Source organism: Dyella amyloliquefaciens, from assembly GCF_004296575.1.
Classification (GTDB): domain Bacteria; phylum Pseudomonadota; class Gammaproteobacteria; order Xanthomonadales; family Rhodanobacteraceae; genus Dyella; species Dyella amyloliquefaciens.
The window spans coordinates 596,943-613,694 of the sequence record NZ_SAYT01000005.1; the positions used below are offsets into that span (position 1 = coordinate 596,943).

10 protein-coding genes are annotated in these 16,752 nt (G+C 64.6%); all 10 read left to right on the forward strand.

Annotated elements, in window-relative coordinates:
• Window positions 1–537: 537 nt before the first annotated feature.
• Window positions 538–1,860 carry a Xaa-Pro dipeptidase gene (gene pepQ / locus EPB08_RS14455; RefSeq protein ID WP_130619792.1) on the forward strand — a complete coding sequence of 441 codons (1,323 nt, stop codon included), beginning with the start codon at window positions 538–540 and terminating at the stop codon, window positions 1,858–1,860.
• 436 nt (window positions 1,861–2,296) lie between these two features.
• Complete coding sequence (locus EPB08_RS14460; protein ID WP_130619793.1) at window positions 2,297–3,148, forward strand: HpcH/HpaI aldolase/citrate lyase family protein; 852 nt, start codon at window positions 2,297–2,299, stop codon at window positions 3,146–3,148.
• Window positions 3,145–5,571, forward strand: a complete 2,427-nt coding sequence (locus tag EPB08_RS14465; RefSeq protein ID WP_229238351.1) for a sodium:solute symporter — start codon at window positions 3,145–3,147, stop codon at window positions 5,569–5,571. Before EPB08_RS14460 ends, EPB08_RS14465 begins: the two co-directional genes overlap by 4 nt.
• Before the next feature lie 81 nt (window positions 5,572–5,652).
• A complete protein-coding gene (locus EPB08_RS14470) occupies window positions 5,653–6,543 on the forward strand; it encodes a LysR family transcriptional regulator (protein WP_130619794.1) in 891 nt (296 codons plus the stop codon).
• A 301-nt stretch (window positions 6,544–6,844) separates the two neighbouring features.
• Window positions 6,845–9,109: a TonB-dependent receptor gene (locus tag EPB08_RS14475; protein WP_130619795.1), complete on the forward strand. Its 2,265-nt coding sequence runs from the start codon at window positions 6,845–6,847 to the stop codon at window positions 9,107–9,109.
• A 108-nt stretch (window positions 9,110–9,217) separates the two neighbouring features.
• On the forward strand, window positions 9,218–10,465 hold the full coding sequence (locus EPB08_RS14480) for a serine hydrolase domain-containing protein (RefSeq protein ID WP_165418509.1): 1,248 nt from the start codon (window positions 9,218–9,220) through the stop codon (window positions 10,463–10,465).
• The gene (locus EPB08_RS14485; protein WP_130619797.1) at window positions 10,462–11,388 is read left to right on the forward strand and encodes a ribokinase; all 927 of its coding nucleotides are present in this window, start codon (window positions 10,462–10,464) and stop codon (window positions 11,386–11,388) included. The genes EPB08_RS14480 and EPB08_RS14485 overlap by 4 nt, the downstream gene beginning before the upstream one ends.
• Window positions 11,389–11,408: 20 nt before the next feature.
• Complete coding sequence (locus EPB08_RS14490; protein ID WP_130619798.1) at window positions 11,409–13,592, forward strand: formylglycine-generating enzyme family protein; 2,184 nt, start codon at window positions 11,409–11,411, stop codon at window positions 13,590–13,592.
• Entirely contained in the window at window positions 13,592–15,421 is a 1,830-nt protein-coding gene (locus EPB08_RS14495) for a glycoside hydrolase family 127 protein (protein WP_130619799.1), read from the forward strand. The genes EPB08_RS14490 and EPB08_RS14495 overlap by 1 nt, the downstream gene beginning before the upstream one ends.
• A gap of 119 nt (window positions 15,422–15,540) precedes the next feature.
• Window positions 15,541–16,731 (forward strand): CaiB/BaiF CoA transferase family protein, encoded by a 1,191-nt coding sequence (locus EPB08_RS14500; protein ID WP_130619800.1) that lies wholly within the window; start codon window positions 15,541–15,543, stop codon window positions 16,729–16,731.
• Window positions 16,732–16,752 lie beyond the last annotated feature (21 nt).

Here is a 16,752-nt window from a genome sequence, read left to right on the forward strand (position 1 = left end):
CCACGGCGCGTTGAGGTGTAGCCGCTGGTTGGCGGCGGAGGCGGTCGCAATCCGGGCTCCGGAACCTTCAGGGCCTTTCCCATCAGTCCGCTGCCAGCTCTTCAGGCCATTTTCTTTGGGTTACTTTTCTTTTGGGCCAGCAAAAGAAAAGTGACTCGGCGGCCGGCAGGACGTCGAAACGCCCGCCGCGTAGGCGGCACCCTGGTGCCAGCGTAGCTACCAGAGGCCATGCTCTACTCTCCAAAGAACGGAGAACATGAAGACCGGCGCGAAAGGCTGTTGCGCACAGGGTGCGCTCCCACAAAAAGGAGCAGCGTTAGTGTGGTGACTGAAGCGAAGTGCGATCGCGCACTGGGTGCGCTCCTACACAGGCAGGGGCCTCCAGAGTCCCGGTGAGGCGAGCAAATCCGGCCTTCTCCCGCGAAGAGAGACAGAACAAGACAGCGACTGGCACCCGCGCCCACCTGGCGCCATCATGTAAAGCCCCACCCCAACTTGCGCGACCCGCTACCTCGCAGCAGTCACCCCGGAGTTCCCATGCACGATCGCCTCGCCTCACTCTATCCCCAGCACCTGGCCACGCTGCGCGAGCGCGCCGACAAGGCGCTTGCGCTGGGCGGATTCGATCACCTAGTGATCGCGGCGAGCTTGCCGCTGCGCAAGTTCATGGACGACCAGGACTATCCGTTCGTCGCCAACCCGCACTTTCGCCACTGGTTGCCGCTGACCGATACGCCGGGGAGCTGGATCGTCTATACGCCCGGCCACAAGCCGAAACTGATCTTCCTGCAGCCGAAGGATTACTGGCATGTGGTGCCGGCGGCGCCGAGTGGCTACTGGGTGGAGCATTTTGACATCGAGATCGTGCGCGAAGCTGCCGACGCCGTGGCCTTGCTGCCCGGCGCCCACACACGTCGTGCCATCCTGGGCCCCGAGTGCCCGACCGTGCCGGGTGCGGAAGCGAACAACCCGCAGGCCGTGCTCGACTACCTGCATTGGCACCGCTCGTACAAGACGCCCTACGAACTGCAACTGATGCGCGAGGCGAGCCGTATCGGCACGCTCGCACACCGCGCCGCCGAGCGCGCGTTCCGCGCAGGCGAGAGCGAATTCGGCATCCAGGTGGCCTATCTTGCTGCTGCCCGGCAGCTTGAAGCGGACCTTCCCTACGCCAACATCGTCGGCCTCAACGAACACGGCGCCGTGCTGCATTACACCCACTTCGATCGCCAGGCGCCCGCCCAGAGCCGCTCCTTCCTGATCGACGCGGGTGCGAGCGCGGCCGGTTACGCCAGCGATATCACGCGCACGTATGCCGCACATGGCCATGGCGAATTCCAGGCACTGATCGACAGCGTGGACGCCGCACAACAGGAATTCGCGTCGAAGGTGTGTGCAGGCCAGAGCTATCCGGAACTGCACATCCACGCGCACCACGTGCTGGCCGGCGTATTGCGCGAGCACGGCATCATCCGCATGAGCGCCGAGAGCGCGGTGTCTTCGGGCGTCACCTCGGCCTTTTTCCCGCATGGCCTGGGTCACCCCATCGGGCTGCAGGTGCACGACGTGGCCGGCTTCCAGCAGAGCGAGCGCGGCGGCACCATCGCCCGCCCGCAAGGCCACCCGTACCTGCGCATGACCCGTCCGCTGGAGCCGGGCATGGTGGTCACCATCGAGCCGGGCCTGTACTTCATCGATATGCTGCTGGACGAGCTTCGCGCCAAGCCGGCGGCGAGCGACATCGACTGGGCAAGGGTCGACTTTTTCCGGCCCTACGGCGGCATCCGCATCGAAGACGATGTGGCGTGCACCGATGGCGCACCGGAGAACCTGACGCGCGATGCGTTCGCGCGGATCTGAGCACCCATGGACCAGCCCGTCCGCTATCAGGTCACAAGCGAATGGGCTGTCGATGGCATTCCCCGTGCGGTGCGGTTCGAGGTGGATGCCACCAGTGCAGCGGACCCGCGCAAAGAACCGCGCCTAGCGACGGGACAATGACGTAGAGCACCGCTTCGCAGTTCACCGACCAACGAGGCGGCGGCGTAGCCATTGTTTTCGTAGCGGCATGACCGCCCCTGCCGTCGAATGATGCGCTTGCAGCAAGCCGTGTGGCGCTTTGACCAGGCACTAAACCGCCACTTCAGCGCGAGTCCCGCGCCGCAGCGCAACACCGGCCAGAAGCCCAGTCGAAACAAAAACTATCGTTTGAACATGCTGCGTTCGCTCGATTCACGCAGTATCCGTCACGCACACTCGTCCGCACCGAACAATACGGCGACAGACGGACCCATTGATGCGCAGCAAGCTTTTCGTTCCCGGGTCCCGTCCGGAACTGTTCGCCAAGGCGCTTGCCGGTAACGCCGATGCGCTGTCGCTGGATCTCGAGGACTCCGTGTTACCTGCCCTCAAGCAGGAAGCGCGCGAGTGCGTGGGCGAGTTCGTGAGCTCGCCGGCGGTAAGCGCGGCGGCGAAGCTGATCATCGTGCGGGTCAACGCACCGGATTCGGAGCACTTTCAGGCGGACGTGCACGCGGTCGCACGCCAGGGCCTGACCATGCTCAACCTGCCCAAGATCGAATCAGCCTGCGACCTGCTCGAGGCGGTCGCCGTCATCGAGCGTGCCGAAGCGGCCAATCACGTGCATGAGCCTATCCGCCTGCTGGTGAACGTCGAAACACCGCTGGCACTGGCCCATGCCGCTGCCATCGCGTCGGCACACCCGCGTGTCGCGGGACTGCAGCTTGGCTTGGCCGACCTGTTCGAGGCACAGGGCATCGCTCGCCGCGACACGGCGAACGTGCACGCCGCGATGTTTGCCGTGAAGATGGCGGCAGCACAGTCGAGCGTGTTCGCCATCGACGGCGCGTTCGCCGATATGGAAGACAGTGACGGTTTCACAGCGGAAGCCGCCATGGCACGACGCCTGGGTTTTACCGGCAAGAGCTGCATCCATCCGCGCCAGGTGGCGCTGGCGAATGCGGCGTTCGCACCGACCGAAGCCGAACTGTCCGCTGCGCGACGCATTGTCGAAGCGGCACACCGCGCGGAACACGCGGGGCACGGAGCCTTCGTGTTGGATGGCAAAATGATCGACCTGCCGTTTCTCAAGCGCGCGCAGGCCATGTTGGCAGCAGTGGAGCGATGATGGGCATGTGGGGGCAGGCAACGCCGCGGGGGCGGAAGAACACCAGCGCAACGGATCTGTGGTTTGCAAAACTGCTTGCCGTCCTGCTCCTGTTCTCGGGCTTCCCTGCGACGGCCGATACCCTGACGCCGATGCGCGCAAGCTCCCTGCCGGTCCCGGCCGCGCAAGCCATTCGGTCGTTGGTCGTCGTTGACGGGCATCCCATCGCCCTCACCGATCGGGGAGTCGCCGGCTACAACGACCAGCAATGGCGGACGTTGCGGTGGGCGTCCCCTGATGCGACCTCCCAGGTAGCCGCACTATTCGGGAGTAACCGCCAGGGCTACGCGCTGCTCGGCAGCACCACGGCTGTCACGGGCGTGGCACGCCTGTCATTGCATGGTGACGTGCTTTCGCTCGAACCGCTGCCCGCACTGCCGCAGGCCATCGCACACGGACAGGCAACCGTTACCGACAACGCGGTGTTCGTCGCAGGCCAGGCACCCAACGGGACTCACCTGCTGCGACTTCCGCTGGACGTCACTTCAGCGCAGTGGACGGACCGGGCAGGTTGGCCCGGAAACACCGAAGCCACGTCGATCACGGTCCAGAACGCCGGTGCATTCGTTACCGTGGCGCGAGCAGATGGCCACGAGCAGCTGTGGCAGGCAGCCAACGACGGAACCTGGAAAGATCGCGGCAACGTGCCCGGCACCATAGTGGCCTCATCCGCGCGCGCGATGGGACAGGCTCATCTGATGTTCCTCCTGCGCGGATCCGACGGTGGCGTCGCACGCCCTGCCACCTTCCAGACCATCACAAGCGCCTGGACCACCCTTCCCGGCGCTTCCGTCCTGTACCCACAGGCCACCACCGCCTGGCAGGACGGCCTGCTGTGGGCGACGGTTGCGGACGGAAAGATGGAACTCACCTCCGCCCAGGTGCAGTCCAGCAAGCTGCTGCTGCGTTGGCTGGATTGGATCGTCATCGTGGTCTACCTCGCCGCGATGATCGGCATCGGTCTGTACTTCTACGTGCGCGAGAAGCGCAATTCCACCTCGAGCTTCTTCGTTGGCGGCCGCAGCATCCCGTTCTGGGCAGCGGGCGTTAGCCTGTATGCAGCCAATACCAGCTCGATCAGCTTCATCGCTATTCCAGCCAAGGCATTCGAGAGCAACTGGCAGTACCTCACCAACAACCTCATCGCGGTGTTCGGCCTCATGTTCGTCGCGGTATGGATCGTTCCACTGTTGCGCCGACTGGACCTCATGTCGGTGTTCTCGTATCTCGAGACGCGCTTCCATCCGGCCATCCGCATGCTTGCCAGCGCGCTTTGCATCCTCACCCAGATCGGCAGCCGCATGAGCGTGATCCTGTTTCTGCCGGCGCTCGCCATTGCCACCATCACGGGCATCAGTGTCACCTGGAGCGTGATCCTGATGGGTGGATTCACCATCATCTATACCGCCATGGGCGGCATGAAGGCGGTGATATGGACGGATTTCGTACAGGTTATCGTGAAAATGGGCGGCGCCATCTTCGCCATCGGCTTCATCGTGTGGAACCTGCACGGCGGCGTGGGCGAGTTCGTGCATACCGCCATGGCCGAGAACAAGACGAAACTGTTCGATTTCAGCTTCGACCTCACCAAGGCGACGGTCTGGGGCTTCATCTTCCTCGTGCTGTTCGACGTAGTGCTGACTTTCCCGAAGGACCAGGTACTGATGCAGCGTGCGCTGTCCACCAAGTCGGACAAGGAAGCTGGTCGCTCGATCTGGGCATTCGCCGCGATCATGATACCCGGCGGCTTCGTGTTCTACATGATCGGCACGGCGTTGTTCGTCTTCTACAAGACGCATCCCGAGCGCATGAACCCGCTGCTGCCGATCGATGCCACGTTTCCGCTCTTCATTGCGGCCGAGCTGCCCATGGGCGTGACCGGGCTGATCGTCGCTGGCATCTTTGCCGCAGCCATGGCGACACTGTCGGGGATCATGAACAGCGTGGCTACGCTTATCTCCGTTGACTTCTACGACAAGCTGGTGAGTGAAGGCTCGCAGAAAAAGAGCGTGTTCTTCGCTGAAGTCATGACTGTGATGGTGGGATTGATAGGCATCGCCTCGGCGCTGTTGCTGTCTCGCTTCGACGTGCACTCGCTGTTCGACGTGTCAATCGAGCTGGCCGGCCTGCTGGGGGGCGGCTTCGCGGGTGCCTACACCCTGGGCATGTTCACGCGCCGGGCGAACGCGCCGGGCGTGGCCATCGGCATTGGCGCCAGCATCTGCCTCACGCTGATTGCATGGTCGTACAAGCTGGTACATCCGTATTTCTATCTGGCCATCTCGATCTTGTTGTGCATCGTGATCGGCTATCTGGCGAGCCTGTTTTTCCCGGCGCCCACGCGCTCGCTGAAAGGGCTGACGATCTACCGCGACGTGGAGTGATACACCTCGCCATGGGCCGAAAGTCCATGGCGACACCGGCCGATGGTCAGGTAGGCTGCGACAAAGCAAAGGTGGTCGCACGTGGAAACCCAGTTCCTGCATACCTTCATCATCACCGTCGACCAGGGCTCGATGGCGGCGGCAGCACGCGTGCTGAACATCACTCCGGCGGCGGTGGCACAACAGATCCGCACGCTCGAGCGCGAAATCGGCGCCACGCTGATTGCCCGCGTGGGGCGCACGGTGAGCGTCACCGAGGAAGGCTCGCGCATCCTGCAGCACTCGCGCGACCTGTTGCGGCAAGTGGCCAACCTTCGCAGCATCGCGAACGAAAGCGATGTCTCTGGCGAACTCAGGCTCGGCGCCTGCCAGACTGCGCTTGCCGGCATGCTGCCGGACATTCTCGCGCGCATGGTTGATGCGTTTCCGCAGATCAACGTATTCATCAAGCCCGGTTTCTCGGTGGACCTCTATCGCGCCGTGGAAGATGGCGACCTCGACGCCGCCGTGGTGTTGCAGGCGCCCTTCCCGCTGCCCAAGACCTGCGAGTGGCAGTTGCTGCGCGAAGAACCCCTGATCGTGCTGGCGCCACGCAGCATGGCCGACCGCGATCCGCACGAACTGCTGTCGACCGAGCCGCTGATCCGCTACGACCGCAACCAGTGGGGCGGCCGCCAGGCCGACGACTACCTGCGCATCAACGGCATCAAGCCGCGCGAGCGCTTCGAACTGAATGCGCTGAACGCGATCGCAGTGATGGTGGACCGCGGGCTCGGCGTATCGCTGGTGCCTGACTGGGCGCAACCCTGGCCCGAGGGACTCGAGCTCGTGCGTATTCCGCTGCCGAATGCTGCGGTACCACGACGTATCGGCATCGTATGGGCGCGATCGAGCGTGCGCGTGCGGCTGGTATCGGTTTTTCTGCAGGAGGCGCGAAAAGTCGCGCAAACCATCAGGAACACGACGTCGTGAACCTGCATGAGCTGCGCGCGGAGCAGCTCGATCGAAGCAGTTTATTTGCTGCGTCGCGACACATTTTTGCTTGGTTCGTAAGCAACAAAAACTAGTCTCTGAACATAGGACGCGCCGGTTATATGTGGACTGCGTCGCGAGATAGGCTCGCCTTCAGCAACAAAGCGGGGCCGTCGGGACGTTGGGGAGAGAGCACGTCGCCGGCGAATCACCACAAGCAAACGTTCCTGGCCATCCTCCGCGATGCGCCGGGTGGGCATCTGCACACCCGCGGACGACTGCATAACAACGAGACCAAACGATGATCAAGCCACTCACCGCAGCGATCAGCAGCCTGTTGTTGTTCTCCGTCATGGGTTCGTGCGCCCATGCACAGGATGCCCAGGGCGCGGCGCCGGCGAACGCCAGCAGTGTCGATAAGAACAAGAAGGATGCCGACGCTGCGAAGAAGGAGAAAGTCACCAACCTGGACCAGGTCATCGTGACCGGCGTGCGCACGCCCAAGGCCGTGGACGAGATCCCCGGCGCGATCACTGTGGTGGGCAAGGCCGAGATCCAGCACACCCTGTTGGTCACCGACGATGCCACCGCCGTGCTGGCTCGCGCCGTGCCGGGCTATGCCGAATCCTCGCAGGCCATGAGCAACACCGGCGAAACGCTGCGCGGTCGCATTCCGCTCCGCCTGTTAGACGGCGTGCCCCAGGGCTCGCCGCTACGCGAAGGTACGCGCAACGGCACCTTCACGGACATGGGCATCGTCGGCCGCGTAGAAGTGATCAACGGCCCGTCCGCCTCCGAGGGCATCGGCGCGGCGGGCGGCATCATCAACTACATCTCCAAAGTGCCGACCAAGGAAGGCAACGAAACCACCGTCACCATGCGTTACTCGACGCAGGGACCGCGCGACAGCGGCGGCTGGAAGACCGGCGTGACCTTCACCCGCAAGGAAGATTCATACGACCTGCTGCTGTCCGGCTCGCACATCGACCGCGGTGTCACCTATGACGGCAACGGTCGCCGCATTGGCCTCAACACCAGCGGCTCGCTGGCCGATTCGCTCTCGGACAACATCTTCCTGAAGGCCGGTTACAACTTCGGCGAAGGCAACGACCAGCGCGTCCAGGCCTCCTACAGCCACTTCAAGATCGACGGCAAGGGCGACTACTACCAGGTGCTGGGCTGCCGTGGTCCCACCGACGATCCGCCGTGCGCCGTGCCGCGCACCAATACGTCGGAAAAGGGACATATCTACGGCTCGAAGGACGCCTTCAACGACTTCGAGCAGTACGCGGTGGAGTACACCCACAACAAGCTGTTTGGCGGCGCGCTGGACATCAACGTGTACCAGGCCAACCAGGCCATGCGCTACCTGCCCGAGCTCACCGACGACAAGCAGGACCCACTGATCGCGCCGTTGGGCACGCTGTGGGACCAGTCGGAGATCCGCGCCAAGAAGAAAGGCATCCGCACCTCGTGGACGCGCCCCGACCTGTTCCTCACCGGACTGGAGCTGCACGTGGGCGTGGACTACGTGAAGGATCAGGCCGACCAGCGCCTGGCCCTGACCAATCGCTTGTGGGTGCCACCCATGAAGTACGACAGCACGGCGCCGTACGCGCAGCTGTCCTATGACATCGGCCCGGTCACGCTGAGCGGCGGCATGCGCCACGAGGACGACACTCTCAAAGTGGACAGCTACACCACCACCTACTACCGCAATCGCGTGTTCGTGCAGGGTGGCAGCCTGAATTACAAGGAAAACCTGAAGAACATCGGTGGCATCTGGCGCATCACCGACGAATGGTCCGCGTTTGCCTCCTACAGCGAGGGGTTCACGCTGCCCAACATCGGCATCCCGTTGCGCAACATCAACGTGCCGGGCCAATCGGTGGACCGCATCAGCGACCTGCAGCCGATCATCTTCAAGAACGACGAGTTCGGCTTCAACTGGCGCGGTGACTTCGCCTCGTTCGGCGCCACGCATTACATCTCCAAGTCGCCCTTCGGCGCCTCGCTGGCTATCGATCCGCACAGCAACGATTTCATCCTGTCGCGCGCACCGGTACGCATCGAAGGCACGGAACTGACCGGCGACTGGCAGATCAACCCGACCTGGAAGATCACCGGCCTGTATTCGCACATCAAGGGTGCCACCTCGTTCTGGGCGACCGACCCGGCCGGCCGCTTCCCCGCAGGCGACCTGAAGAAGCCGATGGGCGTGCTGGACATCAACCCGGACAAGCTGGCCGGATCGGTGACCTGGAACTTCCTCGCCAACGCCGACGCCACGTTGGGTTTCACCTCACTGTTCGGCCGCCACATCTCCGGATCGGATACCCGCCCATATGACGGCGCCACCTTCAGCTACGACGAGCAGACCCACGGCTACACCCTGTGGGACCTGGGCGTGAACTACGACATGGGTCGCAGCGGCAAACTGTCGTTCGGCGTAGAGAACCTTTTCGACAAGCAGTACATCCTTACCTGGTCGCAGCTGGCCGGTTACCAGAACTACTGGTCGGGTCGCGGCCGCGTTACCTCGGTCACCTATTCGATCACGTTCTGATGCACGGGTGACGGGCAGGGTTGGAACGACGCCCCACGCGAACGGGGCGTCGTCGCGAAAGCAGGAGAGTCGATGATCGATGGGTACAAGCAGGGAGGCCGATGGCTCGTGACCGCCGTCATGATGCTGTGCGTGATGGCGTGCGCCAACGCATCGCCCTGGGACGCCCCCGTCGCGGCAGCCTTCCCCACAGCGCGCTTCGGACGCCTGCATGACTACCTCAACCATGCGACCGACGCGGAGGGTTACCTCGGCGCCGTCTCGCTGGTGATGTACGAAGGCCACATTGTCGATTGGCGGGCCTATGGCCATCGCGACCTGGGCCGCCGGGAGCCGATGCGCAGGGACGACATCTTCCGCATCTACTCCATGACCAAGACGGTGACTTCCGTCGCCGTCATGATGCTGGTGGAGGAAGGGCGCCTTTCGCTGGAAGACCCCGTTTCGCGTTATCTCCCCGGCTTCGACGCACCCCAGGTGATGATCGGCGGCACGGCGGAGGCCCCCGTGCTCCGACCGGCCGGCAAGCCCATCACCTTGCATGCCCTGCTCACCCATACCGCCGGCTTCCCCGCGGGACTCAAGGGCGATGAGCAGGCGACCCAGCGGATGGAAGGCATCGACCCGCACGGTAGCCGCGACCTGCGCGAATTCGCCGAACGCATGAGCCATATCGCGCTGGCCGCCGATCCGGGCAGGCGATTCGGTTATGACGGCGCCTCGATCGAACTGATGGCGCGCGTCGTCGAAGTCGTCTCACAGCAGCCCTTCGATCAGTTCCTGCAGCGACGCATCTTCGCGCCACTGAAGATGCGCGACACCGGCTTCAGCGTGCCGATGGCGCAACGCCAGCGCGTCGTTGACCTCACCACCACGGACTCGCACGGCCGCCTCGTCCTGGCCGATACGAACAGCGCGCGTCATCCCGGCGAGCCGCTCAACGCCTATGCGAGCGGCGCGGGAGGCCTCTATTCCACGGCGGGCGACTACGCACGCTTCGCCCAGATGCTGCTCAACGGCGGCGCGCTCGATGGCGTGCAGCTGCTCAGCCGCAAGTCGGTCGAACTGATGATGAGCAACCATCTCACCATGCTCGATCCGCCCGTCACGCAGTTCAGCGACGCGGAAGGCTTTGGCATCGGTGGCTACGTGGTAATCGACGCGGCGCGGCGCGGCCAGCTCGGGTCCAATGGCCAATACGGCTGGTCGGGCGCTGCTTCCACTTACTACACGATCGACCCACGGGAAAAGCTAGTCGCCATCCTTCTGCTGCAACACCTGCCACGCGAAGGCGTGCAGGAGCTTCCTCGCGTCAGCCGTCCGTTCTACAACCTGGTTTACCAATCGCTGCCATGAATGCCTCCAGTCCAGGATCCGTGCTCGTCATCGGCTCCGCCAATCTCGATTTCGTAGTGCGCGCTTCGCATGTCCCGGCACCGGGCGAGACGGTGCTCGGGCGCGAGTTCACCACCCATCCCGGAGGCAAGGGCGCCAACCAGGCCGTTGCCTGCGCGCGGGCCGGCGGTGCGTCCACGCGCATGCTGCTGGCCCTGGGGGATGATGCCCACGCGCTCCCTTTGGAAACCTCGCTGCGGGACGCCGGCGTGGAACTGGTGGTGATGCGCGCCAAGGCACCGACCGGGGTGGCCTTCGTGTGCCTCTCCGGTACGGCGGAAAATGCCATCACCGTGGCGCCAGGCGCCAATCTCTCGCTGCAACCGCACCATCTGCCATCGCTGACCGGCGTCAGCCACCTGCTGATGCAGCTCGAATCACCACTGGAGAGCGTCATCGCCTGGGCGCGCAGCGCGCGCGAAGCCGGGGTGGTAACGGTACTCAACGCTGCGCCGGCCCAGGCACTGTCACGCGACACCCTGGCGCTGGTGGACATTCTCATCGTCAACGAACCCGAACTGGTGCAACTCACCGGGATCCACGACCTGGATGGCGCGCTTGACTCGCTGGACAATGCTTGCGTGGTTGTCACGCTCGGCGCGCGGGGTTGCCTTGCACGCGCGAACGGCGAGCGCTTCGTGCAACCCGCGTTCGCCATCGATCCCGTCGACACCACCGGCGCGGGCGACACGTTCTGCGGCACCCTGGTGGCAGCATTAAGCCGAGGACTTCCGTTGACCGGTGCCCTGCGGCACGCCACCGCCGCATCCGCACTGGCATGCACCCGACTGGGCGCTCAAGCTGGAGTTCCTTCGCGCGCCGAGGTCGACGCCCTGCTCGCCCGCGTGCCCACCACGCCCGCGCACGCCCATCACGCTCCCTGAGCTTCCATAGCGATAGCCCCATGACGACCGCTCCCGACTTCACCACTGCCGACGACGGCGACACCCTGCATCCCCGCGTGGGCACCGAGTACAAGTTCTCCCACGTCACCACCGGTCGCTACCTGCCCACGCCGGGCAAGGCACCCGGTTGGCCATTCGCCGAGATCGGCCATTGGAAGATGGACGTCGACGGCACCGCCGACGACTGGATTGCCGAGCTGATCGACTGGCGCCGCGAACATCTCACGCGCATCGGCTTCGACGACGCGAACTACCGGCGTCCCGAGCTGCAATGGGCGCAGCGCAACTTCGTGCATGCGCAGATGATGGTGGAAGATCGCTATTTCTACGACCCCGTGGCGGGCCGTTATACGGTCGACCGCTACCTGGACGACCTGGAGGCACGCTTCGGCGGCATCGACAGCGTGCTGATCTGGTTCGTCTACCCGAATATCGGCATCGACGACCGCAACAAGACCGACCTCGCCTTCGACCTGCCCGGCGGGCTGGAAGGTTTGCGAGGTGCCGTCGCTGATTTCCATCGCCGGGGCGTGCGCGTATTCCTTCCCACGATGCCGTGGGACAACGGCACACGGCCATCCGCGGACAACGACTGGCAGGCCATGGCGAAGCTCGTCACCGCCGTCGGCGCCGATGGCGTGAATGGCGACACCTACAATGGCGTGCCGCGTGCCTTCTTCACCGCCTGCGACGAAACGGGACGGCCAGTGGTGCTGCAACCCGAATCCACCATCAGCGCCGAAGAGCAGCTGAACTGGAACGTGCAGAGCTGGGGAAAGAAGGCACCCAACGAAGTCATTCCGCCCGTGGCGAAGTTCAAGTGGCTGGAACCGCGCCACATGATCAACTACGAGAACCGCTGGGGCCGCGACCGCAACCACGACCTCCAGTACATCTTCTTCAACGGCATCGGCTACAACGCCTGGGAGAACGTCTGGGGAATCTGGAACCAGCTGACGCCGCGTGACGCCGAATCGCTGCGCCGCATTGCCGCCATAGAACGGCAGTTCGCTCCCGCCATGGTGAGCATGGCCTGGCGTCCCTACGAGCGCACACAGCAGGCGGGTGTCTTCGCCAGCCGCTTCCCACTGGATGACTACACCCTGTGGACGCTGGTGAACCGCAACGAGTACGACGTGGACGGCGAGCAGCTGGGCGTGCCGCACGTCGAAGGCACGCACTACTTCGACGTCTGGCACGGTGTGGCACTGAATCCGCGTATCACCGACGGCACGGCGCTCTTTTCGTTCCCGATGGAGGGCCGCGGCTTTGGCTGCGTCCTGGCGTTGCGGGCCGATGCCGGCATCGAAGCGCTGGATGTGTTCCTGCAGCGTGCACGCCAGTGGGCGAACACGCCGCTGCAGTCACTGTCGAAGACATGGCGATCGCTGCCGCAACACATCGTGCCGGTTCCGGCCACGACGCCGCTCGCCAAGGCGCCGGCAGGCATGATCACCATCCCTACCGGCGACTTCGATTTCGTCGTCGGTGGCGTGGAGATCGAAGGCCAGACCTGGGAAGGCAACGACGTGCAATACCCGTGGGAGAACAGCGCGCGCCGCCATCACCGGCATCGCATGCAGGTGCCTGCATTCCACATCGACCGCACGCCCGTCACCAACGCGCAGTTCCTCGCGTTCCTGGAAGACACCGGCTGGCGCCCGTCTGACGGGCACCAATTCCTGCATCACTGGCGTGACGGTGCGCCCCAGCCCGGCTGGGAGAACAGACCGGTCACCTGGGTGTCGATCGAGGACGCGCGCGCCTACGCCGAGTGGGCGGGCAAGCGCCTGCCGCGGGAATGGGAGTGGCAATACGCGGCACAAGGCACCGACGGGCGCCTGTATCCGTGGGGCAACTGCTGGGAAGCATCGCGCGTGCCGGCCGTCCACCGCGGCCGCGTACTGACGCCACCGGCTCCTGTCGATGCGCATCCGCAGGGTGCCAGCCCATTCGGCGTGCTGGACCTGGTCGGCAACGTGTGGCAGTGGACCGACGAATTCCACGACGAGCATACGCGGTCAGCCATCCTGCGCGGCGGCAGCCACTACCAGCCGCAGACGTCCCACTGGTATTTCCCCCAGGCCTATCGCCTCGACCAGCACGGCAAGTATCTGCTGATGGCGCCAGGAAAGGATCGCTCCGCATGCGTGGGTTTCCGCTGCGTGGTGGATGCCGCCTGATGCCAGCACCCGTCACGCGACTCGATGGACTGCTGGGCGAAGCCCTGCGCGCCAATCTGCACGGCCGCCTTTCGCACTTCATCACCGATGAACACAGCGCCGCCATCGCGCTGTTCGCGCCAGAGCAGCGCCAAAACAATCGCGCCGGCGACTGGTACGGCGAGCACGCCGGCAAATGGCTCTATGCGGCGGCCAAGGCGGCGGCACGTAGCGGCGACGCCACGTTGCGCGGGCATCTTTTGCGAGTGGCCGATTTCCTGGTCTCGGTGCAGGATTCCGACGGTTATCTGGGCACGTACGCAATCGACCATCGATTCATGGTGCAGCAGCCGCCCAAACTGGTGAGCTGGGACGGCGCGCCCAGCGTACGCACCTGGGACATCTGGACCCATGCTTATCTCGTGCTGGGCCTGCTGGAGGTGCACAAGCACTTTGCCGACGTGCGCTATCTCGACGCTGCACGCCGCATCGGCGACCTCTGCCTGTACACGCTGACCGAAGGCGGCATCGACATCACCGAACTCGGCAACCACTTCGGCATGTCGGCCACGGTGCTGCTGGACCCGGCGGTGGAACTGCACCTCGTCACCGGCGAGGCACGCTACCTCGAACTGGCACGCCGCATCCTCGCGCAAGCCAACGACGAACCCGACCTCGCCCTGCTCACGCGCGCGCTCGCGGATACCGATGCCGCCTTCATTGCGACGGGCAAGGCCTACCAGCTCGCATGGAACCTGGTGGGCCTGGCCAAGCTCTATCGCGCCACCGGCGAGCACGACTACCGCGTAGCGGTGGACAACCTCTGGCGCAGCATCCGCGAGAAGCACCTCACCCTCGGCGGCGGCCCCTGGGGCGGCGTCGCGCATCGGTCGCGCGAGGTATTCAATGCGCCCGGCACCTTCAGCCCGCATGCCTACGTGGAAACCTGCTCCACATTGGCCTGGATCCAACTCAACCGCGAACTGCTTGCCATCAGCGGCGAAGCACGCTACGCCGAAGAAATCGAGCGCTCGGCCTACAACGACCTGCTCGCGGCACAGGCACCCAATGGTGAGGACTGGTGCTACTACGTCTTCCCCAATGGCAGACGCGTGCACACGACCTACTGGCGTTGCTGCAAGTCCAGCGGCGCGATGGCATTGGAAGAACTCCCGGCGATCGCCTACGCGCATGGCGACGACACGCTCAGCGTGAATCTCTACGGCGCCGGCGAGACGCGCTTCTCGCTACGCGGCCACCAGATCACCGTGCAGCAGCAAACACGCTATCCCTTCGACGGCGTCATCGCGCTTCGCGTGCACACCGCGGGTGTCGTGCGCTTCGCCCTGCGTCTGCGCATTCCGTCGTGGGCTACCGACGCCAGCGTGCAGGTCAACGGAGAGCCACTGGACCGCCCCCCGGCCGGCGGCAATTACGCAGAGATCGAGCGCGAATGGCGTGATGGCGATACGGTGATGCTGCAGCTACCGATGCGCCCCTTGCTGCACCACGCCGTGAACCGCAACGTGCAGGAATCGAAGGCACCGGACGGCAGCGACGTGAAGCAGGAAGTGCTGCGCTTCGAATACATCGGCATCACCTGCGGGCCGCTCGTCTACGCCACCGGCCTGATCGACGGCTTCAAGGTCGAGGAGACGGTGCGGCTGCCCGAGGGAAACCCGGACCGATGGCTGAGCTTCCATCCAGGCGCGACGGACGCGACGCCGATGGTAAGCCTCGACCTGGGCTACCGGCCGCCGTTGGAATTCACGCCGTATTTCTGCGCCGGCGGACGCGTGGACGGTGCCTGGCGTCTTGCCTGGCTGCCCCTGGCGCCGCAGCTGCCCTGACGCGCTTACACAAGGAATTGTGCGTCGAGAAACTAGCTGCGGCAGCTTCTTCTTTCACACCCCCTGTTGCAGAGTGAATCTCCGCATGGGGCACCTGGAATCGAGTGAATACGCAACGCATGGAAACCCTTTCGCCTGAGTCGAACGCGGCACCCCGCGGCCATGCCGGCCCTCTCGCAGGCATCCGCGTGCTGGACCTGAGCGCCTACATCGCCGGTCCCTACGGGTGCACGCTGCTGGCTGACCAGGGTGCCGACGTGATCAAGATCGAACCGCCGGGGGGCGACAACCTGCGTCAGTATCCCTCCACGCTCGCCAGCGAGAGCCGTGCGTTCCTCGGCGTCAATCGCAGCAAGCGCGGCATCGTGCTCGATCTCAAGCGCCCCGAGGACCATGCCGCGCTGCTCAAGCTCGTGCGCGATGCCGACGTGCTCGTGCACAACTTCCGCCCTGGTGTCGCCGAGCGCCTGGGCATCGACCACGATCGCCTCAATCTCATCAATCCTCGCCTGATCTACTGCGCCCTTACCGGCTACGGCGAGGCCGGCCCGATGAAGGACAAGGCCGGCTACGACCAGGTGCTGCAGACCATGACCGGCATGTGCGCGCTGCAGGGCAAGCGCGGCGGTCCGCCGGAAGTGATCTTCGGGTCGGTGGTCGACTACTACGCGGCTGCCCTGCTTGCCGCCGGCGTGGCTTCTGCGTTGTTCGAACGGGAGCGCAGCGGGCTCGGGCAATTCGTGGGTGTGTCGCTGCTACGCAGCGCGTTGACCATGCAGTCCGCGCGCATGATCTGGGCAGAAGGCGAGTCGCTCGACATCGGCCGCGACATGCGCTCGGGCGGGGTCACCGGCATCCATCCTACGCGCGATGGCTACATCTACATCTCTGCGAACACGCCGCATTTCTGGCGCGCGCTATGCGAGAAGACGGGACTGAAAAGTCTGCGCGACGACTCCCGCTACGATACCGTGCGCAAACGCGCGGAGCATTACAGCGAGATCGTGCCGCAGCTGCACGAGGCATTGTCCACGCGCAGCGCACTGGAATGGGAGGCGCTGTTCGGCGACGAAGTGCCCAGCGCGGCCGCACGTCGGATCGAAGACATGTTCGAGCATCCGCAGGTGCTGGCCGAAGGCATGATCGACACGTTCAGGCATCCTGCCGTGGGCCACTATCGCGGCGTCGCGCATCCGATCAAGTTCGGACGCACGCCTGGGCCGCAGGCTTTCGCCGCGCCGGCACTTAATCAGGACGGCGCCGAGATCCTCACCTCAATAGGCGCGTTCGTGCCCAGGGCCGAGGACTGATCCAGCCCCGACGGCCGCGTC